The organism is Bordetella sp. BOR01, assembly GCF_019218885.1.
Lineage (GTDB): Bacteria > Pseudomonadota > Gammaproteobacteria > Burkholderiales > Burkholderiaceae_B > Bordetella_A.
In genome coordinates, this window is the sequence record NZ_JAHUWT010000002.1 from 1,000,760 (window position 1) to 1,024,429 (window position 23,670).

Here is a 23,670-nt window from a genome sequence, read left to right on the forward strand (position 1 = left end):
AGCAGAATGACCTGCGGCCGCAGGCAATGTCGTCGGATCTGATGCTTGGCTAGAGGAAACATGAACAAGAGTACCAGTACCTTCCTTCCCGACCTGATCATTGTCGGCGGCGGCCTGGCCGGCCTCACTGCAGGCGTGCGCGCCGCGCAACTGGGTTTGCGTCCGCTCGTGCTGGAGCAGGGTGACGGCCAGGATTACCCGTGCAATTCGCGGCAGTCGGGGGGCATCCTGCATATCGGTTTCCATGATCCTTGCCGGCCCAGCCAAGAGCTCGTCGACATCATCGAGCGGCTGACTGGCGGTGCGGCCAAGCCCGAACTCGCACGGGCGTTGGCGCAGACGGGTTCGCGGCTGGTTTCATGGTTGCAGGGGCAGGGAACGAAATTCATGCGCTTCAATCCCCAGGAAGGTTATCGCTGGTGCATGGCGCCGCCACGGGCATTGCGTGCGGGCATAGACTGGAAAAAGCGCGGACCGGATCTGTTGCTGCGCCAGTTGGCAAGAAGCCTGGTCGAGCTGGGTGGAAAGTTGCAACTGCGCACGCGTGCCGAAGCGCTCCTGATACAGGATGGACATTGCGTGGGGGTGCGCGGTGCATGCGACGGCCAGCAGGTCGAATGGCTGGCCAGGCATTGCGTGCTGGCCGACGGGGGCTTCCAGGCAAACCCGCAATTGGTAGAGCAATATATTGCGCCCCGCTTTCAGGCGCTATTCCAGCGCGGCGCGGGTAACGCCCGTGGCGACGGCCTGCGGATGGCGCAGGCGGCCGGCGCGGCCTTGACAGACTGCAGCCGCTTCTACGGCCATTTGCTCTGCAGCGATGCCAGGCACAACGACCAGGTCTGGCCGTACCCGGAAATCGACGCCATTGCGACCGCGGGAATCGTGGTCGATGGCTCCGGCCGCCGCTGCGTGGATGAGGGCAGGGCAGGGGTCAGCCTGGCCAACGAGCTGGCGTCACGCGAAGGCCAGGATAAGTTGTACGCTGTCTTCGACGCGTCGATCTGGAACGGGCCTGGAACCACCGCGCGCATTCCGGCCAACCCCCTGCTCGAACGGGCGGGCGGAACCATCCTGCGCGCGGATTCCGTGGCGGAGCTGGCCGGGCAAATGAATGTGCCGGCCGCCGTCTTGGGGCAGACGTTGGACGAATACAACCAGGCGCTCCAGGCGGGCAATCTGCAAGACCTGGAAGTCCCGCGGTCGAGCAAGGTGCAACCTTATGCGATCAGGCATCTTCCGTTGATGGCAATCCCCATCTGTCCAGGCATTACCTACACAATGGGCGGCATTGACATCGATGAGCACGCACAGGTGCTGGACACGCGCCAGCAGCCGATTCCCGGACTCTTTGCCGCGGGCGCAACGACTGGCGGGCTGGAAGGAGGCAAGGGTTCTACCTACATCGGAGGCCTGATAAAGGCGGGCTGCTTCGGTTTGTTGGCGGCCGAGCGCATTGCCTGCCTGGAGGGAAAGTCCGTCACGGTGAGTCGCCCCGAAGCCAATCAAGCAAGTACCGATCTTGAGGCTGGGCACCGGCCCGTCGAGCCCAGGCCGGCCCAGGGCGATCGGGTCCATGGCCTGGCTCGCTTTCCGATATTGAACATGGTTGCCCGTCACCGCAAGGCCCTGGCGGCGATAACGGCCGTGGTCACCGGGGCAGTCGTCGTGGCATTGGGATGGCCGCTGCTTTCCTGGTACGTGCTGCCAATTGCCTTGATTGTCGCCGGCATCAGCCTCGTCGCCGTCCTGGGCCTGGGCGAACTCGTGGTCCTGGTAACTGAATTCCTGATGCCTGAATAGGCATGCGCTTGTATTGAATGAACCAATCCGCGGACAGCTACCGCTGTCTGATTACCTAAAGGAAAAGCCCATGTACGGATGGCGAGGAAGAATCGGACTGCTGGTTCCTTCCATCAATACCACGATGGAAACGGAATTCTGGAGAACCGTACCTGAAGGGGTCTCGGTGCACGTCGCGCGAATCGCCGGCGGGCGCCATGGCACGCCGGACGAGCTGCGCAGCATGGAGAACGCCAGCAAGCACGCAGCCGCGGAAATAGCCATGATCGAGCCGGATGTGGTGGTGTACGGCTGCACAAGCGGCAGCTTCTTCGAAGGCCCGGCATGGAACAAGCGGATCTGCGAAGAACTGACGGAAATAGCCGGGGCGCCTACCGTGACCACGGCCGGAGCCATGGTTGCTGCATTGCAGTCCGGCGGCCACAAGAAAGTCGATATCGTCACGCCTTATGTAGACCTTACCAATTCCAGGCTGAAGGCCTTTTTGCAAGAGCATGGGATCCAGGTTGGAAAATTGGCTACGTTCGACATGCTTGACATGTTCGATCACGCCAAGATCCTGCCTGAAGAAATATATAAAAAGGTCAAGGAGACCGTCACACCGGATTCCGGGGCGGTGTTCATTTCGTGCACGCAACTGCGCGCACTTGAAGTCATCGATATGCTTGAGCGCGACCTGGGTAAACCTGTTTATAGCGCTGTCCAGGCGTCTGCCTGGCAAGCCTATGACTTGATGCATATCGATCCGCAGATCGCCGACGGCGGAGGTTTGTTGCGCAGCCTTTCCAGCCGTTAGCGGTCACCGTAGTCCAAGAAATAAAAAATGCCATGCCGCGATTCAATGCGGCATCCGCAAATCCAAGGAGACACATCATGAGAATAATCTGGAAGCAACTATTGCTGCTGCTGGCGGCGGTGCTGGTCACCCAGGCCGCGTGGGCCCAAGGCTATCCCGACCGTCCGATCAAATGGATCGTTCCCTGGCCGGTGGGTGGCGGTGCAGACGTGGTGGCCCGCCTGTTCAGCGACAAGGTCTCGAAAGAACTCGGACAGCCTGTCATTATCCTTAACCAAGGTGGCGCCGGAGGCAACATCGGCGCCCGCGCGGCCGCCGATTCGGCGCCGGACGGATATACCATCGTTTTTGCCTACTCGGGAACGCACTCGATAAATCCGCATATTTACAAGAGCATGCCGTTCACCCAGGATGATTTCGACCCCGTGATATTCCTGACCTCGGTACCCCAGCTTTTGGCGGTCAATGCATCGGTCCAGGCGCACAGCGTAAAAGACCTGATTGCCCTGGCAAAGGCATCGCCGGGAAAGCTGCGATTCGGTTCCAGCGGTAATGGCGCCATCAACCACCTGGCAGGAGACCTGTTCGCGTCAATGGCGGATGTCCAGCTGATGCATGTGCCCTACAAAGGGGGCGGGCCGGCCGCCATGGCATTGCTCAGCGGAGAGGTCGACATGGTGTTCGGGGAACCCTCGACGATGCTGGCCAATATCGAGGCAGGAAAACTGCGTGCCATTGCAACCACCAGCAAGGCGCGCTCGTTAAGCCTGCCAGACCTGCCGACGATATCGGAGTCGGGTGTGCCTGGCTACGATGTCACCTCATGGAATGGAGTACTTGCCCCGGCGGGCACGCCACCCGACAGAATCGCCCGCCTGAACCAGGCTTTCAATAGTGTCCTGTCCGACCCGGACATGCGCAAGCGCCTGCTTGCTGTCGGGTACGAGCCCATAGGCGGCAAGCCCGAGGATTTCTCGAAGAAAATCCAGGAAGAACTCGATAAGTGGGGGCCGGTGGTCAAGCGCACCGGCCTGCAGATCAACTGAACCGGGTCAGCAGGAAATTTCTTTTTTTTGGCGGAGCCTTGCAATGATCTTCATGAGTCAAAGCGGATTGCTTGATCGTACCCGGGAAGCCGATTGGGACACCTGGTATGTGGAACATCTACGTATCATGGCAACGGTGAACGGCATACGCTCGACACGGCGGTTCAAGTCCGATAGCCCGGCTCATCCGCCGTCGCTCGCCATGTATTCGGTGGACTCCGCAGCAGTTTTCGAGGATCCGTACTACCAGAAGATAAGAGGTATGGGCGAATGGCTGCCTCTCATCGACAAACGGTTCTATCGGCGCAATCTTTTCGAGGGCATGGCCGCGGCACCGGATGTTCCCGCGGATCACGTGCTGTACCTGGTCGATCGAGACGCTCCCGACCTGATGCTTCCTGGTATCGATCTTTCCTGGCTCAGGGCCGTCGGGCTGGACCGGTCCACCCCGTATCGCGGAATTGCTGCCGTGCCGGCCAGGTCTGATATGGCGCCCGCGCGTCGGGCCGGGGTGGCGATCTACAAGCCGGTCATACTATAGCGAGTCGCCATGGCTGAAAAACTGGTTTTGATAGCTGGCGCGACGGGGCAGATTGGCGGCTGCGTCGCGCGCCATTTCCTGGATCGCAGCGGCTGGAACCTGGCAGGCCTGTCGCGCAGGCCACAACGCGGCGGCGAGTTTCCCATGCTTGCCGTCGATATGCTTGACGCCGCAGATTGCCGAGAGAAGCTGGCCGGCGTGCCGGAAATTACGCATCTTGTGTATGCCGCCCGTCATGACCACACAGGGGGCGAGCAAGAGTCTGCGGATACCAACCTGCGTATGCTTGCCAACCTGCTTGCGGCAATCGGCGACCGGCCCGGCTTGAGCCATGTCCACCTGGTGCATGGAACCAAATACTACGGGCACACTCTGGGGCCGCGCCCGGTGCCTTATCGCGAAGACGCGCAGCGCCACGATGGGCAGCTTTTCTACTACCCGCAGCAAGACTTGCTGATTCAGCAGAACAAGGGGCGGGCATGGAACTGGAGCATTTCGCGCCCGCATACGTTCTGCGACTTGAACGTTGCAGAGCCCCGCAGCATCACGCTTCTGGTCGCCATCTACGCTTCCATCCTGAAAGAGCAGGGCCTTCCGCTGCGATTTCCGGGTACCCGGCGTGCCTTCGAGGCCAGAACGCAATTTACCTGGCTGCCAATGCTGGCACGTTCCATTGAATGGATGATCACCGATCCGGACTGCGCCAACCAGGCATTCAATGTCGTGAACGACGACGCAAGATCCTGGAGCACGCTGTGGCCGGACATTGCGGATTACTTCGGCATGGATTGGAGTATCGGCGAACCCGAGACAATGGCCACCTATCCGGATGCTCACGCCGGCATCTGGAACCGCATGGTTTCCGGCCATGGCCTGCGCAGCTCCGATCTGCGCACCGTCGTCCAATGGCCTTATGCGGATTATGTTTTTTCACCGCAATGGGATGTCGTCTCTTCCATGGAGAAGGCCAGGAAATACGGGTTTACAGAAAAGATAGACACGACGCGGATGTGGCGGGATAGCTTCGACTTCTACCGTACCCGGAAGATCGTTCCATGATCGAGGACCGAGCACCGAGCGCCGAAGATCGGCGGCCACGCCTGAGGGAAAACACATGATGCAGGGAAAAGCAGTATTGGCGCTTTGGATCGATATTGACCCGGCGGTGCGCGATGCATGCGACGACTGGTATGTTCGGCGCCATATCCCGGACCGTATCGCGGTGCCGGGATGGCGTCGGGTACGGCGGTTCCAGGCAATACAGGCTACTCAGCCAGAGACGCTGGCGCTGTACGAGGTGCAGGAATCCGAAGATCTGGTGTCCGATGATTACCTGCGCTTGCAACGCAATGTCGATGCGACAGACATACGCATGCGCGACGCTTTCCGCAACGTGGTGCGCGATACTTTCAACGTACGGCAGAGCACCGGCGCCGGAGAAGGCGGAATTTTGCTGTCGCTGCGTTTCCAGCCCGACACTTCATCCATGCAAGACGCTGCGGTGGCCCTGATGATTGCCGAGGAACTCGTTCCCGGGCTCCGGGCGCTACAGGGTATCGTGGCTGTGCATCTGTTGCAGCAAGCGCCCGAGTTCCGTGATATTCATGACCGCCACCGGAAATCGGGTAGCGACGACGCCCGGGTTTCCTGGGTCTTGCTTGTCGAGGCAACGGACCGCAGGCATGCACAGGCAGCAGGTGAACTGATACGCGGCTGGCCCGCGGGCAAGAAACTGGGGTTCGGCGATGGGAAGCTGGGCATTTACGGTTTGACGTACGGGGTGCATGCGAACTTGCCCTCCCGGTGAAAATGAACACGGGCCTTATACTGTTGCCTGTGTCGCATCGCAGGGCGCGATAGCGTTTGACCATCAATGACCGGCGCGGCTTTATCGCGACAACTCTTCTTAGGTTGGCAAATACGGTAATGGCGAACATCGCGCGTTTCGACTTGGTTGACCTCAGGCTTTTCGTGATGGTGGCGGAAAGCCAAAGCCTTACCAAAGGTGCGGAAAAATCGTACCTGTCGGTAGCCGCGGCCAGCCTGCGCATCAAGAGCCTCGAAGAAAGGCTGGGTGCCCAGCTTCTCTATCGGAACAAGCGAGGCGTATCGCCCACGCGCGCGGGCGAGGTCCTGCTCGAGCACGCACTTCGCATGCTTGACGAAGTGGAATTGCTTCAACGGGAAATTCAACCCTTCTCCACGGGTGTGCGCGGCCATGTACGCCTGTTCGCCAATGCCACGGCGATATGTGAATTCTTGCCCGAGGTCCTGGCCAGGTTCTTCGAGATCCACTCGGCCATCACAATCGACCTGCAAGAGCGGCTAAGCGCCGAGATCGTGCAGGCCGTGCTGGAAGGTGTTGCCGACATCGGCGTCATTTCGGCGCGTGTCCGTGCCGACGGGCTGGAAACCCTGCCTTACAAGAAAGACCAGATGGTCATCGTGGCGCCACAGAACCATCCCTTGGCCCAGGCGCAGGCGATACATTTCGCCGACGCGCTCGAGTACGAGTTCATCAGCCTCGACTCGCGTAGCGCCTCGTACTCGTACCTGCAGCAAGAGGTGAAGCTGCTGGGGCGCGCCATGCATCAACGCATTTACGTTTGCAGTTACGACGCCATGTGCCGCATGGTCGAGGCGGGTGTCGGCATAGGGGTGCTTCCCGAGATGGCGGCGCGCCGCCACGCAAGGCTGGCACGGATCTCGATCGTGCAGTTGCTCGATGAGTGGGCGACACGCGAACTGCGCATCTGCGTTCGCAAGCAGGCTGAACTGCCTGCATTCGCACGCGAGCTGATAGATTTCATCTTGCAAAACGACTGATAACCGCGCCCGGCAGCGTCGCGCTGGACAACCCCGGGTCCGGCGGAAGTAGGTATCTCCCTCTCTTGCGTACGTAACGAGCGGATTCCGCTTTCGTTTCTGCCGCCGGCGGCAATTTAAAAATCCCAAAGCAGTGCTTTGCCATTCCTAAATTGCCGCGCGCGGTGGAACCTCGCAAACTGTCGACGTCATCTTCTGATTGCGCCCGCGAAATAGTCTCGGAACATATCACTGCAAGGAACCCGGTGTGCGAATGACGGAAACGGTTACGGATGTATTGGTTATCGGGGCCGGCGGAGCAGGCTTGGCGGCAGCGTACGAGGCCGCCAAAGCTGGCCGGCGCGTCGTGGTGCTGGAGAAAAATCCCCAGCCAGGCGGGTCGACGTCGTGGTCAGTGGGTTCGGTAACGGCTGCCGACACGCCGCACCAGCGAACCGCCGGCATCCGGGACAGTGCCCAAGCCCATTTCGAAGACCTTGCATTGCATGCCGGGGAACTCGCCAACCGAGATAATCTGCGCTTGAGGCGGATCCTGGTCGACAACAGCAGCGAGATGCTGCAATGGTTGATGGATCTGGGTGTTGTCTTTGTCGGACCCCAGGAAGAGCCTCCGCATCGGGTGGCGCGCATGCACAATGTCGTGCCCAACTCAAGATCGTTTGCATATCACCTGACCCGTCACTGCAGGGCCCTGGGCGTGGAAATCCTGACCCGCACCGCGTCCAGCAGCTTTATTGTCGAGAACGGCCGCGTACGGGGTGTGCAGGCCCTGGGGCCGGACGGCCGGCCGTTGCGGTTCATCGCCAGGCATGGCGTGGTTCTGGCTTCGGGCGATTACAGCGGTGCGGCGGACCTCAAGGGTAGTCTTGCCTCGGCGTCAGTCGTGCCGGTCGAGCCGGTGAATCCCACCGCTACAGGCGATGGCCACAGAATGGCGCTTGCCATCGGAGCCCGCGTGATCAACGGAGATATCGTCCGTGGCCCGATCATGCGGTTCATTCCTCCGTCGCGCCGCAATCTTGTTCAACGGCTGCCCCCGTCTCGCTTCGTTGCCCGGTCGATCGCCTGGTCGATGGGGCATCTTCCGCAAGCAATATTGCGCCCCTTCCTGATGAGCTTCCTTACTACCGCGCTGGGGCCTTCCACCGACCTGATGCGCCAGGGAGGGCTGCTGATCAACAAGCTTGGCCACCGGTTCACCAACGAACTGGGCAGCCCCGCGGCGGATGTTGCCCTGCAGCCCGAAAAGGTCGCGTGGATCGTCATGGACGAAGCGATTGCGGGCAAATTCAGAAAATGGCCGTACTTTATATCGACCGCCCCCGGCGTGGCGTATGCCTACCTGAAGGACTACCAGCGCAATCGGGCAGACATCTTTCATCGAGCAAGCACATTGCCGGAACTCGCTGCCCGCATGGGGGTTCCCGCTGGGGCATTGCGCGACACCATCGATGGGTACAACAGCTCAACCGATCGCGGTGCCCGCCCGGCGCTGGGATCGGGGCCGTACTACGCACTCGGCCCGGTCAAGAGTTATGTCGTGTTTACCGACGGAGGCCTGTCGGTAAGCGAACAACTGGAGGTGTTGGGCCCTGATGGCCAGCCTATTGCGGGCTTGTACGCGGCGGGCTCGGCAGGCCAGGGCGGCCTGCTGCTCGAAGGCCATGGGCATCACCTGGGCTGGGCCTTTGTCTCCGGCCGTATCGCCGGCCGCAATGCGGCGCAGTCACCCGCAGCACCCTCCGATTTCCACCCACCTCAGTGAGTAATCGAAATGAGCAGAATCGGCTTGTTTGTGCCTTCCTCAAACACCACCATTGAACCGGAGTTCTACCGCACCTTGCCGCCGCACGTCACGCTGCATGCCGCCCGGCTATATTTGACGCAGATCGCAACGGATTCCATCGAGAACATCGTGGGCGATATCGAGGCGCAGGCGCGCAACCTGGCCAGTGCCGATGTGGATGTCCTCGTCCTGGGCGCCACGGCGCCCAGTTTTCTCAAAGGCCTGGGCTACGACGTCGAGATCACCCGACGCATCGAGCTTGCCTCGGGCAAACCAGCCACCACGACCTCGACGGCCCTGGTCAACGCGTTGAAGGAACTCGGTATATCAAGAGTGGCACTGGGTGCCGCTTATGACGATCATGTGAACAGCATCGCCAGGAGCTTCCTGCAAGCCAACGGTTTCGAAGTTGTTCGCACCAAGGGGCTGGGCCTGGTTGACAATCTGGTTGTCGGACGGCTGGACGGGACCAGTGCGCTTGAGCTGGCCCGCGATATCGACAGCCCGCAGGCGCAGGCCATAGTTCTTGCCTGCACCAACTGGAAGACCATGGACGTGCTGGAACAACTGGAGCAAGAACTCGGAAAGCCGGTCCTGTCTACCACGCAAGTCAGTATCTGGGCTGCATTACGGATGCTCGGGGAAACCGACGCCATCCCGGGATATGGCCGGCTGCTGCGCCAGATCTAGTTCCTGCCTGGTACGGCGTGCGGTGGCGGGCAGGCGCTGTTTACCTGCCTGGCCACCGCTTCCGTGTTGTGCCCGCATGCCGGCCGTTGCTATTGCCCGGCTTGCCAGCGTGTCAGAAAGGACAATTGGGGTCGAAATTCGGGCTGCGCTTTTCCAGGAAAGCGTCGATCCCCTCGATGCCTTCCGGCCCCGCGAACCCGGTGAATTCCAGCGCGAGAGAGGCGTCGAAAATCGGCTGAGCCTGCTTTATCCAGTGGTTCAGCATCATTTTCGTCCAACGTTGCGCGGCAGGTGCGCCCTGGGCCAGGCGGGATGCAATCTCAACCGCACGAGCCTCTACTTCTTCATCGGGCAGCGCCAGAGAGACCAGGTTCATGCGTTCCGCTTCTTCGCCGGTGAAAGTTTCCGCCGTCAGCAGGTAGTACTTGGCCTTTGCCATGCCGCACAAGATAGGCCAGATGATGGCGGCGTGATCTCCCGCCGCCACGCCGATTTTCAGGTGTCCATCTGAGAACTTGGCGTCTTTTGCCACAACGGACACATCAGCCAATAGCAGTGTCGCCAGCCCGGCGCCCACTGCCCAGCCGCGCGCCGCGGTGACGATGGGCTTGCGGCAATCAAGCATATTGGTGACCAGGTCGCGCGACTCTTTCAGCGCCCGCATTCTCAGGGCGTAGTCGTCGCAGACTTTGCGTTCATGCTTCAGGTCGCCGCCGGCCGAGAATGTCTTCCCGTCCCCCGTGAAGATGACCACATTCACACTGTCGTCGGCGTCGACATCCCGCCAGATCTCGGACACTTCCCGGTGCATGACGGCATCCATGGCCCCCATTTTCAGGGGCGATCGCATCGTAATGCGCAGCACCCTGGGGTTGGGGCGGTCAAAGGCGAGTCGTTCGTAACGTGCATAGCGGTCAGTCATTTTTTCCTTCCGTCGGAGATGGCCAGGTGCGGTTCGATGCGCTGGGATTCATTCACCCGGTAAAACACGCAAAACCCGTGCCAGGTAGGAACCGGGTTTCTGAAAGCGCTTTCCTGTAGTCAAGGGCCAGGAAATGTGTCCTTGCCTGCCGGAGAATATAGATCACTGACCATGCAAAAAGCATCCAGTGTCTTTTGTGTACTCAAGGCGTGCACACACCCCCCGAAGGCGGTGGCTACATCCCGAAACCGGGCGCGCGCGAATCGGCGACGATGTGCAGTTCCCGCTCTGAGGGCGGGATATAGATGTGCTGGTAATAGACGGGGTCGGCGCCGGGCAGGCGCCCGGTAGCGCGAATGCCCGTGCACACCGTGCCGGCCGCCACTTCCAGCTTCTTGCATATCCCGGCAGGGGGGATTTCCTGCTTCATCATCAGATCGGTCGTGGTGACCGCCTGGCCGCAGGCCTGGAAGATGATGTCCTTGAAATTCGAATGCGCCAGGTCCTGGAGTTCGATGGTGCTGAAAACAGGCGCCCTGTCGGCGTCTACATAGAAATCAATGTAGACGTAGAACTCGTCGGCGATGCGAATGCGCCGGGTGATCTCGACGGCATTGGCCGATGGCAAGTCCTTTTGCCATTGGCCGGCAGATGGCCGCAGGTTGCGCCCCAGTACCTCCGGGTATACCGGCAGGTAACTCTGGCCGTCGTCGCTGATGAATCGGCAGTGAAAGGGATGCGCCATGCGTCCCTTCTCCAGGCCCTTGACGAAGGATCCGTGTCCCGGGCGCCGGTCTATCACCCCGGTATCGGCCAATTCCCGCATCGCCCGCTGGATGGTGCCCAGGCTCATGGGCAGCGTGGCGGCCAATTGTTGCTCGTTGGGGATTTTGTCCCCCGACTGCAGGCTGCCCGTGGCGATGGCCTCGACAAAGGCGTCCTTGAGGGAAACGTATTTCGGCACCCCGGGACGGAGGTGGCGCTTCAGGCGGGCAGATAGCTGGGCAAGATCCATAGGAGGCAGATTATGCGCCGAGAGGGGCTTGCCCAGGTACAGACATGTTATTACTATATAGCAATAAAGCTATTTAGTAAGTCAACAAGGAGAGCGGAGTTGAGCAAGCGCGGACGCAATGTCATCGTCATCATGTCGGATGAGCACAATCCCAAGGTCATGGGGTGCGCCGGCCATCCCGTTATCCACACCCCGAACCTCGACCGCCTGGCGGCCCGGGGCACGTGCTTCGGTGCGGCCTACACGACGAGCCCGGTCTGCGTTCCGGCTCGCGCGGCCTTCGCGCTGGGGAAGTACATCCATCAGATCGGGTTCTGGGACAACGCCGACGCCTACGATGGTTCGCAGCCCAGTTGGCATCACATCTTGCGGGACGCCGGGCACCAGGTCGTCTCCATCGGCAAGCTGCACTTCAACAAGACCGGCGAGGACCACGGTTTCTCCGAGGAGCAGGTTCCCATGCACATCCTGGAAGGGAAAGGGGACTTGATGGGCTTGGTGCGCGATGATCTTCCCCGCCGTGGCGGCGCCAAAAAGATGATAGGCATGGCCGGGCCCGGCGAGTCTTCGTACACGCTCTACGATCGCGACATCTGTGCCCGCGCGCAGACCTGGCTGCGTACCCGTGGGCAGCAGGAAGCTGACAGGCCCTGGGCCTTGTTCGTTTCTTTCGTGGCCCCCCACTTCCCGCTTACCGCGCCGCCCGAGCACTACTTCCGCTACTTCAACCAGAAGCTGCCCATGCCCAAGCTGTACGCGCGCGAGCAGCGGCCGCAGCATCCCTATTTGTCGGACTATCGGAATAGCTTCTGCTACGACGATTACTTCGAGTCCGATGCCGACGTGCACCGCGCGTTGTCCGGCTATTTCGGGCTGGTGAGTTTCCTGGATGAGCAGGTCGGCAAGATCGTTTCCGTATTCGACGAGCTGGGCATGGAGAAGGATACCGACGTGATCTACACCAGCGACCATGGCGACAACCTCGGGTCGCGCGGTCTGTGGGGAAAATCGACGATGTACGAAGAGATTGCCGGTGTCCCGTTGATCTGCGTCGGCGAATCCTTTCCCAAGGGCGCGACGATGGAAACGCCGGTCAGCCATGTCGACGTATTCCCGACCATCCTGAACCTGGCGGGGAAGTCGTTCGATGCAATCAAGGACACGCACCCGGGGGTGGACCTGGCCGAAATTGCCAACGGCGCCACGCCGGACCGCTGCGTGCTAAGCGAATACCACGGCATGGGATCCAGAAGCGCCGCTTTCATGATCCGCTTGGGGCAGTACAAATACGTGCATTACGTCGAGTACGCGCCTCAGCTCTTCGACCTGGATGCCGATCCCGAAGAGCTGACCGACCTCAGTGCCGATCCCGCTTATGCCCAGGCCCTGACAGCCTGCCGTGCCAGGCTGACCGCCATGCTGGATCCCGCCGAAGTAGACGCGCGTGCGCGCAAACGCCAGGCAGAGCTGCTTGCCCTGCACGGCGGTCGCGAGGCCGTGATCGCCCGTGGCGATCTCGGCTTCACGCCTGCGCCGGGCGTTGCCGCGGATTTCCAATAAGCCATAAGAAGACCACCAAGATAAGGAGAGAACCATGCTACGCGGCCTCATTGCCTTGCTCATGACTTCAATGGCCGTGGCAGGCCCGTCCTGGGCTGCCTCCTGGCCCGAGCGGCCCGTCCGCTTCATCGTGCCGTTCCCGGCGGGGGGTGGCGTCGATACCGTGGCGCGCGTGTACGGCGCCGCCCTGGCCGGGCTCATCGGCCAGGAGATCATCATCGACAACCGTTCCGGAGCATCGGGCGCCATCGGGGCCCAGGCCGTGGCCAAGGCAGCACCTGACGGCTATACCTTCCTGATGTCGTCGCCAGCGGAAGTCATGGTCAATGCCATCGCCGGCCAGCCTATGTCCTACGATCCCCGCAAGGACCTGGTACCGGTGGCGCTAGCCGGTGAAACGCCCCTGGCCATCGTCGCGCATCCTTCGGTCGGGGCACGGAACCTGAAGGATCTGATCGCGCGTGCCAAGGCCGGTCAGCTCACGCTCAGCTACGGCACGCCGGGCCGCGGCAGCACGATGAACTTCGCCGGAGAAGCCCTCAAGTCCGAGACGGGGCTGGACTGGCAGCACGTGCCATACAAGGGCGCGGCGCCGGCGGTCAACGACGTGCTCGGTGGGCAGATCCAGATCGTCATCTCGGGCATGCCCCCGCTGGTCCAGCACATCAAGGCGGGCAAGCTGACCGCGCTTGCCGTGACCTCGTCGAAGCGTTCGCCCGTGCTGCCCGACGTGATGGCCGTGTCCGAGCTGCAGGGATTGTCGGACTTCCGCTTCACCAACTGGATGGGGGTTTTCGCCCCGCAAGGCACCCCCCAGGAGATTGTCGACCGGATGGGGCAAGCATTCGAAACCGCGGCCAGGGACCCCGATGTGATGAAGCGCCTGCAGGATGCAGGGCTGGTTCCCAGCGGCATCCGCGGCCCCGCATTCGCCAAGTTCCTGGACGAAGAACGCGCCCGCTACCAGGATGTGGCTGGCAAGACGGCGATCAAGTCGGACTGATGCTGCCGTCCAGGCATGGGCGAACTCGCACGGGGTGCCTGGCATGCCGCAGGGTGCTTCATGCCTTGATGGCGAAGGGGTCGCGCGTCTCGTTCGAGAAATCGATCATGACATTCTTGCTGACCGTGAACTCGAGCAGGCCGAGCTCGCCGCGCTCGCGGCCGAATCCGCTCTCTTTGACGCCGCCGAATGGGGCCTGTGCGGAAACCATGCGGTAAGTATTGACCCAGACCACGCCGCTGCGCAGTTCCCGCCACATGCGCATGGCGCGCGAGATGTCCTGTGTCCACACGCCGGCCGCCAGGCCGAACGTGGTGCCGTTGGCCAGTTGCAGCGCCTGCGCCTCGGTATCGAACGGAATCACGGCAAGCACCGGGCCGAACACCTCTTCCTGCGCCAGGCGCATGGCGTTGTCGACTTCCGCGAAAATGGTGGGCTTGATGAAAAGTCCCTTGGCCAATGGACCTTCCCGGGCGGGTTCTCCCCCCGTTACCAGCCTGGCGCCTTCCTGCCTGGCGTGCTCGATACTCTGCAGGATCCGGTCGAATTGCGGCTGGTTGGCGGCAGTGCCCATTTCAGTGGCGGGGTCCAGCGGATCGCCCAGCACGATGCGCTCGGCCCGCGCGGCCAGCCGTTGCACGATCTGCGCGTAGATAGTGCGTTGCACCAGCAAGCGCGAGCCGGCGATGCAGGTCTGGCCGGCCGCCGCGAAAATGCCCGCCAGCGCACCGACCTCGGCCTTGTCCAGGTCCGCGTCATCGAAGATGATGTTGGGCGACTTGCCGCCCAGTTCCAGCGCCACGGGAATCAACTGCCTGCCCGCCTCGGCGGCGATTTCGCGCCCACCCCTGCCGCTGCCGGTAAAGCTGATCTTGTCGATTCCGCCGCCGCCCACCAGCGAACGGCCCACGTCCACCGCGCCGGTCACGACATTGATGACACCCGGCGGAAATCCCGCCGCCTCGAGCAGGCGGCAGAACTCCAGCGTCGTGGCGCTGGCATGTTCAGAAGGCTTGATGACCACGCAGTTTCCCGCGGCCAGGGCGGCGGGCAGCTTGTTGCCCAGCAGCGCGATCGGCGAGTTCCATGCGGTGATCATGGCAATGACGCCATAGGGTTCGCGCGCCACGAAATCGAACACATCGGGTTTGTCGAGCGGTATCACCGATCCCCATATCTTGTCGGCGTAGCCGGCAAAGAAGCGGAAGATTCGCGCCACGTAGAACATCTGTGCCTTGGTTTCGCGAATGGTCTTGCCGTTGTCCGTGCTTTCCAGCCTGGCCATCCGGTCGGCGTTGTCTTCGAGCAGGCCCGCCACGTTGTGCAGCAGCGCGGCTCGCTGGCTGCCGTTGGTCTTGCGCCATACGGTCTCGTACGCATTGCGGGCAGCCGCCACGGCGCGGCGGACGTCGGCGGGCGTGGCTTGCGGGATGCGTGCCCACTCTTGCTGGTTGAACGGGTTGATGGCGGCGAACGTATCGCCATCCGCGCCGTCTTGCCATTGCCCGTCGATATACAGCTGGTAGCGTGAGTGCATGTCGGTCTCCAGGGATGGAAGCGGCGGCGTATCCGCCTGATCCATCCGAGGATAGCCCGCCGCTGCTATGGGAAAAAATAATATTTATGAATGTTTCCAGGCCAGATCGGAATAGTGGAGCCCTGAAGAAACGGCCCGGATGGCATGTTTTTCAGTATGCCAATTATTGATAGAAGAATATTCAAACATTATTTGATGTCATGGTTTCGCTCATGCATCATCCGCCGGTAATGCGTACGTGAACCGCGGGTCTGCCTTCGTGGCGGCTCGTCCCGTAAGGAGCGTTGCGGCAATGTATGTCAAGTCGGTTCCCCATGATTCGGAGTTCGATTTCATCGTCTGCGGCGCCGGCAGTGCCGGTTGCGTGGTCGCCGAGAAGCTCTCTGCCGATGCATCCAACCGGGTCCTGCTTGTCGAAGCGGGTGGCCGCGACCGCAATGTGAATATCCGGGTTCCGTTGCTGGTGGTCAACCTGATCAACAACCAGGCCGTCACCTGGCCCTATCTTACCGAGCCCCAGCTGCACCTGAACGGCAAGCCCCAGCGCTGGACCCGCGGCCGCGTGATCGGCGGTTCCGGCGCAATCAACGGCAATCTGTTTGCGCGCGGCGACCCGGCCGAATACGACAACTGGCGCGAACTGGGCTGCCAGGGATGGGGGTATGCGGATATGCTGCCTGTCTTCAAGCGACTGGAAGATTTCCCACCTGGCGATCCGGACCTGCGCGGGCGTGGCGGCCCCATACACTGCACGCGGCTGGACAAGTTCGATCCCTTGTCTGAAGCGTTCGTGGCGGCCTGTGGACAGGCCGGCTATCGCTACCTGAACGACTATAACGACGGCAGCTACGAAGGCGCATTCTTCCTGCAGTATTCCACGCGCCGCGGCCTGCGCGACAATACCGCGGCGGCCTATCTGAAGCCGGCCCGCAAGCGGCGCAACTTGACGATACTGACGGGGGCCGTCGTCGCGCGCGTCCTGATGGACGGCCGCCGCGCCGCCGGCATCGAGATCATTCAAGACGGCGCCAGGCTTGCGCTGCGCGCCCGCAAAGAAGTGGTCCTGAGCGCCGGGCCGCTGGCCACGCCGCAGATCCTCGAGCTTTCCGGCGTGGGCAATGAAGCCGTGCTGGCCGCGCATGGCATACCGGTGGTCCACCATTTGCCGGGCGTAGGCGAGAATCTGCGCGACCATCCCAATACGCGCCTGACCTTCGAGTGCGCGCGCCCCATCACGATCAACGACGTCCTGCGCAGCCCGCGCCGCAAGCTGCGGGAAGGCTTGCGGTTCTTGCTGCGCCGCAATGGGCTGCTTTCCATATCGTCGTCAACGGCGCAGATGAACCTGCGCAGTAGCGCAGAGGCCAGGCAGGCCGACCTGGTGCTGCGGCTGCAACCGCTCTCGGGTGGCGATCGCTATGCGCGCACACCGGGTACCGGCATGGACATGTTCTCCGGTTTTACCTTCGGGGTCACTATTTTGCAGCCGGCGTCCACGGGCACGGTGCATATCCAGAGCGCCGATCCGCTGCGGCAGGCGCGCATGGACCCGTGCTACCTGTCGCGCGACGAGGACGCGCGCCTGTTCTTGCGGGGCATGCGCATTGCCCGGCAGGTGGCCGCCATGCCCGCGCTGCAGCCGCTTATCGTGCGCGAGACCCGGCCTGGGCCGGACGCGGCCAACGATGCCGCCATGCTGGCCTACCTGCGCGAAACGCTGCAGACCTCATGGCACATGGTCGGAACCTGCAAGATGGGCGTGGACGATATGGCCGTGGTCGACCCCGATCTGCGGGTGCGGGGAATTGGCAACCTGCGCGTCATCGATTCATCCATATGCCCGACGCTGCCGTCGTCGGGCACCAATATCCCGACGATCGCCATTGCGGAAAAAGGAGCAGAGCGCCTGCTGGCTGCCCACCAGGCGTGAAGCGACCGGATAGCGTGCAATGTGCCCTCGATGGGTGGGAGACAGATACATGTGGAGAATCAGGTTCTTTTGCGGCGCGGTGCTGGCACTGTTTGTGCAGGCCGCCGCGCAGGCCGCCGACGATTACCCGGCCAAGCCCATCAACCTGGTGGTCGGCTTCACGGCCGGCGGGCCCACCGATTCGGCCGCCCGCATCCTGGCCCAGCAACTCGGGCGGCAGCTGGGCCAGTCGGTCGTGGTGCAGACGCGCGCCGGAGCGGGGGGATCGATCGGCGCAAACTACGTGGCGAAATCGGATCCCGACGGCTACACGCTGTATCTTGCGGTGCAGACCACGCACGCCGTGGCGCCGTATCTGTATCCGGACGTCGGCTACGACCCGATCAAGGATTTCACCGGCATCGTACGGGTCGTGCACAACCCGCTCTTGATGGTCGTGAACCCGGAGGTGCCCGCGAACAACCTGTCCGAACTCGTGGCCTATCTCAAGGCCAATCCGGGCAAAGTGAATTTCGCGACCGGCGGCATCGGCTCTTCGCCGCATATGTCCATGGAGTTGTTCAAGAAGGCGGCCGGGCTCGATATCATGCCTGTTCACTACAAAGGTGACGCCGCCGCCCAGGTCGACCTGCTGAGCGGGCGCGTCAGCGTGATGATGTCGAGCATCTCGGGGCTGCTGGCCGGGGTGCAGGACGGCAAGCTGCGGCCGATTGCCGTCAGCGGGCGTACGCGGTCGCCGCTGCTGCCCGATGTGCCGACGATTGCTGAGTCCGGCTATCCGGACTTCGAGGTGATTACCTGGTTTGGCCTGGTGGCGCCGGCCGGCACGCCCCAGCCTGTTATCGACCGCCTCAACCATGAAGTGCTCGCGGCGCTCAAGGTGCCCGCGGTCAGGCAGCAGTACACGAAGATGGGGTTCGAGATCGTGCCCAATTCGTCCGCCGAGTTCACGCGGTTCATCGCCGACGAGAACGTGAAATGGAGCGGCCTGATCAAGGAACTGAATCTCAGCGCGGAATGAATCAATCGGAGCCTCCACCATGATCGAGCAGATCGAAATCCATGTCACCGAAATCCCGGTCAGAGTCAAGCGCATCTTCTCCAGCGGCGTCTACGATACCGGCCCGTCGGCGTCCTTGTTGAGCAAGCCTGTGCTGGTCAAGATCCATGCGCAGGGCGTCGTGGGCTATGGCCAGATACGGCCCATCTCGCCCGGCCATTTCGTTGCCGACACGACCCAGAGCGTGATCGCCGCCATTACCGAGGTGTATGGTCCCGCGTTGCTGGGCAAGCAGATCTTCGACATCGAGAGCATCAACGAGAGCTTCGACCAGCGGCTGGCGGGCAATCCCGCCGCGCGCGCCGTGCTGGACATCGCGTTGCACGACGCCATGGGCAAGGCGTTGAAGGTGCCCGTGCATCGCCTGTTGGGGGGCTGCTGCCAGCCCGATATCCCCCTGGAATGGTCTGTCAGCCTGGCTGATGACCCTGCCGTCATGGTGGCCGAGGCCACCCGTGCCGTATCCGAATTCGGCATCCGGGTCCTGTGCCTGAAAGCAGCCGACCGGCGCGGCTGGAGACAGGACGTCAAGAATTTCGAGGCCGTGCGCCGGGCGGTCGGCGATGACATAGAGATCGGCGTCGATCCCAACACCGGTTGGTCGGTGGCCGACTCGATCCAGGCCATCCGCGCCTTGCACCCCATGGGACTGAGCTATGTCGAGCAGCCCGTGGCGCGGCGCGACCTGAAAGGCATGGCGGCGATCCGCCGCGAATGCAGGGGCGTGCCGCTGATGGCCGACGAAGGCCTTTTCACCGTGCAGGACGCCTACGCGCTGGCCGAGGCCGGCGCCGTGGATGCGTTATGCATCAAGCTCTACAAAGTGGGGGGGCTGACATCGGCTCGCAAGATCGCGGCGGTGGCAGAAGCCGCGAACCTGCAGTTGAACTGCGGCGGCCTGGCAATCCAGTCGCAGCTCGAGGCCAGCGCGGCCGCGCATTTCTATGCAAGCATTCCCGCCCGCCGCATGATGGGCGCGGGCGAATTCCTGTTCGGGCTGAATACCACCGCGCCCGACCCGCTGGTCCCGCAAACGGATTTCGTCGTGCGCGACGGCCATGTGAAGGTGCCCATGGCAGATGGCCTGGGCGTGACCGTGGACGAAGCATGCCTGAAACAACACACGCTTTGGCAAGGCACGGTCAAGTAAGCCGGGGCCGGGCCGCGCCAGGGCTACCGCAATGCGCTGCCGCGCACCAGCACGGCGCCTTCGAACAGGCGCCGCTGCGTACGGTAGAAGCCGCCCTGGACGGCCCGCCACGCGCCGCCTTCGCGGCAGACGGTGGCCGCCACCTGCAGCACGCCGGAAGGCATGCCCAGGCGCAGGTCGGCAGGGCCGGCCTGCGGTTGCCGTGCTGCCTGGTGGACCACGGTGCCCTCGATGCGCGCCGCGACGGCCATGCACATGGATACGCCCAGCGGCAGGGCCCGGTGCGCCTGCCCGTTCGAGATGACGCGCGCGATCAGGTCGACGTCCGAATCCGTGTGCGTGCTTGCGGACAGGGTCGAGAACGAGGCGGGTGGAGCTACGAAGGCGATGAAGGGCACGGCGGTTTGCGCGCGCGCCTGTCCGGCGTCGGTGGCCAGGCCCATGCGCAGCGAGGCCGCGATCCGGATGGCGGCGAGCCGGTTCATGAGTACGGTGTCGCCATCCAGTTGGGCGGGCATTTCGTGGCCGCTCAGGCCCAGGTCGGCGGCCAGGACGAAGACGCATGCGTTGCTGGCATCGACCATGGAAGCGCGGATCGGCCCGTAGCCGGGCACGTCCAGCCATTCCTGCTCTTTGCCGGTGGGTAGCAGCCTGCCGGTCGAGGCGCCGCCGGGATCCATGAAATCCAGGCGCAGCGGGGCGCCGGTACCGGCCACGCCGGGTATCTCCAGGTCGCCGTCCACGGCGGCGCGGCCGTCTTCCAGGCCGAACGTGGCCACGATGATTTTCTGCGTATTGGTGTTGTGGATGCGTACCCGCGCCAGGTCGCCGTCGGCGCTAATCAGGCCTTCGTCGACAGCGAAGGGCCCCACTACCGACGACATATTGCCGCACAAGGGCTGGTAGTCGACATGGGACGAGGCGATCATGACCTGGGCGAAGGTGTAGTCGATGTCCGCATCCGCGCGGCTGGGCGGGCCGACGACGCAGATCTTCGACAGCGACGACAGGCCGCCGCCCATGCCGTCGAGCTGCCTGCCGTAGGGGTCGGGGCTGCCCAGTGCCCCCAGGAACAGCCTGTCCCATTCCCTGCGGTCGTCGGGCAAGTCGCGCCGATGCAGCACCAGGCCCTTGCTGGTTCCGCCACGCATGAATACGGCCGGAAGTCGATACTGTGCCAATGGCTGCCTCCGTGGGCCTTCAATCGACGGTAGCGCCGGCCGCCTGCACCGCCTGGCCCCATTTGTCGATTTCGCCTTGCAGGAAGCGCGAGAATTCGGCCGGCGTGCTCGCCACGACTTCATTGCCATTGCGCGTCATGGCGTCGCGGAACCCCTGTTGTTGCGCGATGCGGACGACCTCGCGATTGATTTTCCGGATGGTGGCGGCCGGCGTGCCGGCCGGCGCAAGCAAGCCGTACCATGATGCGACGTCGTAACCCGCCACGCCGGACTCGATCATGGTGGGTACCTCGGGAAGCAGCGGCGACCGGTGAGCGCCTGTCACGGCCAGCGGCTTGAGCCTGCCGGCCTGGATCAGCGGCACGGCCGAAATGAGCGCGCCGATGTAAACCTGGCCGCGGCCGGCCATTACATCGTTCATGGCCGCGATGGCGCCCTTGTACGGCACATGCACCATGTCGATGCCGGCCGCGGCCTTCAACATCTCGGGCGCCAGGTGATTGAGCGTGCCGTTGCCCGCCGACGCATACACCAGCGAACCTGGCTTGGCCTTGGCCAGGTCGATCAGTTGCCGTACCGAGTCGGCATGCACGGCGGGATTGGCGACCAGGATGTCGGCCACTGTGTTGACCAGGCACACGGGAGCGAAATCGGACACGGCGTCGTAAGGCAAGGTCTTGTACAGGCTGGGCGCGATGGAAAAACTGACATCGGTCATCAGCAGCGTGTATCCATCAGGGTCGGCCTGCGCGACGGCGGCCGTGCCCAGCGTCGTGCCGGCACCGGGCTTGTTCTCGACCACGACCGGCACGTTCCACGCCTTGTTGAGCTCGCGGGCCAGTTCGCGCGCCACATAGTCGATGCCCCCGCCCGGCGGATAGACCACGACGATCCTGATGGGCTTTTCGGGGTACGCCGCTGCCTGGGCCACGCCGCACCAGAACAGGCCGAGCGCGGCGGCCCACAGCAACGCCGCGATCAGGTGCCGCGCCGGCCTGGCGATGCGGGGCTGCGCCATCACCGGTCTCCGTGGGCGGCGGCCTGCCTGCGGGCCAGCTCTTGCTTGACCCACTCCGTCACGCCGCCCATGTCGATGATCTCCTGGATGAACCGGGGCAGCGGTTGCGCCTGGTAGGGTGTGCCATCGAGCTGGATGCGGCCGCTCGCGGTATCGACTTCGATCGCCTGACCCTGGACAGCGGCGGCGGCCACCTCGGGGCTTTCAAGGATGGGCAGCCCCAGGTCGATCGACATGCGGTAAAAAGTGCGCGAGAAGCTGGCCGCCACGATGCCGCCGATACCAAGGGCCTTGAGGCCGAAGGGCGCCTGTTCGCGCCCCGAGCCGCAGCCGAAGTTCTCGCCGGCCACGATGATGTCGCCGGGCTTGACCCGCTGGACAAAATCGGGGTCCACCTCTTCAAAGATATGCTTGGCGATATCGGCGGGATTCAGCAGCGACAGATAGCGTCCGGGCACCATGACATCGGTGTCGACGCTATGGCCCAGCTTTTGCACATTTCCTTTCAGCATCATGATGGGCTCCTTATAGTTTCGCCGGGTCGATGATCTCGCCCGCCACGGCGGTGGCGGCCGCGACGTACGAGTTTCCCAGGAACACCTGGGCGCCTGCATGGCCGCCCCGGCCCTTGAAATTCCTGTTGATGGTCGCGAAACCCACCTCGCCGTCGTCCAGCGCGCCGTTGTGGCCGCCGAAACAGGCACCGCAGGTGGGCGTGCTGACGGCGGCGCCGGCCTCGACGAACTGTTCGATCAGGCCTTCGGCCATGGCCTCCATGTAGATCTTCTGGGTCGCGGGCACGATGATGGCGCGCGTGCCGGCGGCGATCTTGCGGCCCTTGAGGATGCTGGCGATCTGGCGCAGGTCTGTCAGCGTCCCGTTGGCGCAGTTGCCCATGTAGACCTGGTCGACGTGGACACCCTGGACCTGGTCCAGCGGCACGACGTTCTCCGGGGAATAGGGCTTGGCCACCATGGGTTGCATCCGGGCCAGGTCCAGGTCGTGACGCGAATGATATTGGGCATCGGCATCGGCGTTGACCATTTTCCACGGCCGCTTACAGGTCGCCTGCGCCCAGGACCGCGTGAAGTCGTCAGCCTCGACGATGCCGGTCTTGGCCCCGGCTTCCACGACCATATTGCAGATCGCCATGCGTTCGTCGATGTTGAATTCGGCGATGCCGGGGCCGCCGAATTCCATGGATCGGTACAAGGCGCCGTAGACACCGATTTCTTGAAGAATGTGCAGGATGACATCCTTGCCGGTGACGTACGGCGCTTTCTTGCCGTGCAAATGGAACCGCATCGATTCAGGCACGCGGAACCAGGTTTCGTCCAGCACCATGATGGCTGCCATGCCCGACCAGCTCATTCCCATGCCAAAGGCATTGAAGGCGCCGGCGGTTCCGGTGTGGGAGTCCCCGCCGGCAACCAGGTCGCCGGGGCCGATCAGGCCCACCTCGGGTATCAGGGTATGTTCTATCCCGCCTTTGCCCACATCGTAGAAGTGCTCGATGCCCTTTTCGCGGGCAAAGCGCCGCATGTCGCCCAGCATGCGCGCGCCGGCGGCGCTGGGGGCGGGTGCAAAGTGGTCGCATACCATGGCCACTTTGTCGGGTATGGCGACCCGCTTGCCTCCCATGTTCGCAAAATGCCGGAAGGCCACCGGGCCGTTGGCATCGTTGAGCAGGACCAGGTCCACCCTGGCGCGGATGACGTTGCCCGGCTCCACGCGCTGGCTATCGTCGATCTGGTGTGCCTGCAGTATCTTTTCCGCAACTGTCTGTGCCATGTGACATCGCCTCGT

General features: G+C 62.8%; 21 protein-coding genes. 14 read left to right on the plus strand and 7 right to left on the minus strand.

Annotated elements, in window-relative coordinates; all coding sequences use genetic code 11:
• The first annotated feature begins 60 nt into the window (after positions 1 to 60).
• From KW845_RS12485 to KW845_RS12525, 9 genes are all read left to right on the plus strand, one after another.
• The gene (locus tag KW845_RS12485; protein WP_218369533.1) at positions 61 to 1,803 is read left to right on the plus strand and encodes an FAD-dependent oxidoreductase; all 1,743 of its coding nucleotides are present in this window, start codon (positions 61 to 63) and stop codon (positions 1,801 to 1,803) included.
• A gap of 70 nt (positions 1,804 to 1,873) precedes the next feature.
• The gene (locus KW845_RS12490) at positions 1,874 to 2,599 is read left to right on the plus strand and encodes an aspartate/glutamate racemase family protein (protein WP_218369534.1); all 726 of its coding nucleotides are present in this window, start codon (positions 1,874 to 1,876) and stop codon (positions 2,597 to 2,599) included.
• Between the two features lie 77 nt (positions 2,600 to 2,676).
• Positions 2,677 to 3,645, plus strand: coding sequence for a tripartite tricarboxylate transporter substrate binding protein (locus KW845_RS12495; RefSeq protein ID WP_255592577.1), 969 nt, complete (start codon positions 2,677 to 2,679; stop codon positions 3,643 to 3,645).
• Between the two features lie 43 nt (positions 3,646 to 3,688).
• Complete coding sequence (locus KW845_RS12500) at positions 3,689 to 4,186, plus strand: hypothetical protein (protein ID WP_218369536.1); 498 nt, start codon at positions 3,689 to 3,691, stop codon at positions 4,184 to 4,186.
• Between the two features lie 9 nt (positions 4,187 to 4,195).
• Entirely contained in the window at positions 4,196 to 5,245 is a 1,050-nt protein-coding gene (locus KW845_RS12505) for an NAD-dependent epimerase/dehydratase family protein (RefSeq protein ID WP_218369537.1), read from the plus strand.
• A 55-nt stretch (positions 5,246 to 5,300) separates the two neighbouring features.
• Positions 5,301 to 5,993: a hypothetical protein gene (locus tag KW845_RS12510; RefSeq protein WP_218369538.1), complete on the plus strand. Its 693-nt coding sequence runs from the start codon at positions 5,301 to 5,303 to the stop codon at positions 5,991 to 5,993.
• Between the two features lie 119 nt (positions 5,994 to 6,112).
• Positions 6,113 to 7,012, plus strand: coding sequence for a LysR family transcriptional regulator (locus tag KW845_RS12515; RefSeq protein ID WP_218369539.1), 900 nt, complete (start codon positions 6,113 to 6,115; stop codon positions 7,010 to 7,012).
• Positions 7,013 to 7,265: 253 nt separating this feature from the next.
• Positions 7,266 to 8,777: an FAD-dependent oxidoreductase gene (locus tag KW845_RS12520; RefSeq protein ID WP_218369540.1), complete on the plus strand. Its 1,512-nt coding sequence runs from the start codon at positions 7,266 to 7,268 to the stop codon at positions 8,775 to 8,777.
• 30 nt (positions 8,778 to 8,807) lie between these two features.
• The gene (locus tag KW845_RS12525) at positions 8,808 to 9,488 is read left to right on the plus strand and encodes an aspartate/glutamate racemase family protein (RefSeq protein WP_370628224.1); all 681 of its coding nucleotides are present in this window, start codon (positions 8,808 to 8,810) and stop codon (positions 9,486 to 9,488) included.
• 112 nt (positions 9,489 to 9,600) lie between these two features.
• Here the strand turns inward: KW845_RS12525 and KW845_RS12530 are convergent, their stop codons facing one another.
• Both KW845_RS12530 and KW845_RS12535 read right to left on the minus strand, forming a co-directional pair.
• Positions 9,601 to 10,410 (minus strand): enoyl-CoA hydratase/isomerase family protein, encoded by an 810-nt coding sequence (locus KW845_RS12530; RefSeq protein ID WP_218369542.1) that lies wholly within the window; start codon positions 10,408 to 10,410, stop codon positions 9,601 to 9,603.
• 235 nt (positions 10,411 to 10,645) lie between these two features.
• Positions 10,646 to 11,425 carry a GntR family transcriptional regulator gene (locus KW845_RS12535; RefSeq protein WP_218369543.1) on the minus strand — a complete coding sequence of 260 codons (780 nt, stop codon included), beginning with the start codon at positions 11,423 to 11,425 and terminating at the stop codon, positions 10,646 to 10,648.
• A gap of 99 nt (positions 11,426 to 11,524) precedes the next feature.
• On the opposite strand from KW845_RS12535, the gene KW845_RS12540 reads away from it, so the two are divergent.
• Together KW845_RS12540 and KW845_RS12545 are read left to right on the plus strand one after the other, a co-directional pair.
• Positions 11,525 to 12,985: a sulfatase-like hydrolase/transferase gene (locus KW845_RS12540; RefSeq protein WP_255592578.1), complete on the plus strand. Its 1,461-nt coding sequence runs from the start codon at positions 11,525 to 11,527 to the stop codon at positions 12,983 to 12,985.
• A 34-nt stretch (positions 12,986 to 13,019) separates the two neighbouring features.
• The gene (locus KW845_RS12545; RefSeq protein WP_218369545.1) at positions 13,020 to 13,988 is read left to right on the plus strand and encodes a tripartite tricarboxylate transporter substrate binding protein; all 969 of its coding nucleotides are present in this window, start codon (positions 13,020 to 13,022) and stop codon (positions 13,986 to 13,988) included.
• Positions 13,989 to 14,046: 58 nt separating this feature from the next.
• On the opposite strand, the gene KW845_RS12550 is transcribed toward KW845_RS12545, so the two are convergent.
• The gene (locus tag KW845_RS12550) at positions 14,047 to 15,525 is read right to left on the minus strand and encodes an aldehyde dehydrogenase (RefSeq protein WP_218369546.1); all 1,479 of its coding nucleotides are present in this window, start codon (positions 15,523 to 15,525) and stop codon (positions 14,047 to 14,049) included.
• A gap of 292 nt (positions 15,526 to 15,817) precedes the next feature.
• Between KW845_RS12550 and KW845_RS12555 the strand changes: the two genes are divergently transcribed.
• From KW845_RS12555 to KW845_RS12565, 3 genes are read left to right on the plus strand one after another with little or no spacing between them, the layout of a single operon-like run.
• On the plus strand, positions 15,818 to 17,455 hold the full coding sequence (locus KW845_RS12555) for a GMC family oxidoreductase (protein ID WP_218369547.1): 1,638 nt from the start codon (positions 15,818 to 15,820) through the stop codon (positions 17,453 to 17,455).
• A gap of 49 nt (positions 17,456 to 17,504) precedes the next feature.
• Positions 17,505 to 18,476 (plus strand): tripartite tricarboxylate transporter substrate binding protein, encoded by a 972-nt coding sequence (locus tag KW845_RS12560; protein WP_218369548.1) that lies wholly within the window; start codon positions 17,505 to 17,507, stop codon positions 18,474 to 18,476.
• Between the two features lie 19 nt (positions 18,477 to 18,495).
• Positions 18,496 to 19,665, plus strand: coding sequence for a mandelate racemase/muconate lactonizing enzyme family protein (locus KW845_RS12565; protein WP_218369549.1), 1,170 nt, complete (start codon positions 18,496 to 18,498; stop codon positions 19,663 to 19,665).
• A gap of 23 nt (positions 19,666 to 19,688) precedes the next feature.
• Here the strand turns inward: KW845_RS12565 and KW845_RS12570 are convergent, their stop codons facing one another.
• Genes KW845_RS12570 through KW845_RS12585 form a run of 4 tightly spaced genes read right to left on the minus strand, consistent with a single transcriptional unit; the run spans position 19,689 to position 23,655 of the window.
• Complete coding sequence (locus KW845_RS12570) at positions 19,689 to 20,846, minus strand: 2-methylaconitate cis-trans isomerase PrpF family protein (RefSeq protein WP_218369550.1); 1,158 nt, start codon at positions 20,844 to 20,846, stop codon at positions 19,689 to 19,691.
• Positions 20,847 to 20,865: 19 nt separating this feature from the next.
• Entirely contained in the window at positions 20,866 to 21,864 is a 999-nt protein-coding gene (locus tag KW845_RS12575) for a tripartite tricarboxylate transporter substrate binding protein (RefSeq protein WP_218369551.1), read from the minus strand.
• Positions 21,864 to 22,379 (minus strand): 3-isopropylmalate dehydratase small subunit, encoded by a 516-nt coding sequence (leuD, locus tag KW845_RS12580; protein WP_218369552.1) that lies wholly within the window; start codon positions 22,377 to 22,379, stop codon positions 21,864 to 21,866. Before leuD ends, KW845_RS12575 begins: the two co-directional genes overlap by 1 nt.
• A gap of 10 nt (positions 22,380 to 22,389) precedes the next feature.
• Positions 22,390 to 23,655 carry a 3-isopropylmalate dehydratase large subunit gene (locus tag KW845_RS12585; protein WP_218369553.1) on the minus strand — a complete coding sequence of 422 codons (1,266 nt, stop codon included), beginning with the start codon at positions 23,653 to 23,655 and terminating at the stop codon, positions 22,390 to 22,392.
• Positions 23,656 to 23,670 lie beyond the last annotated feature (15 nt).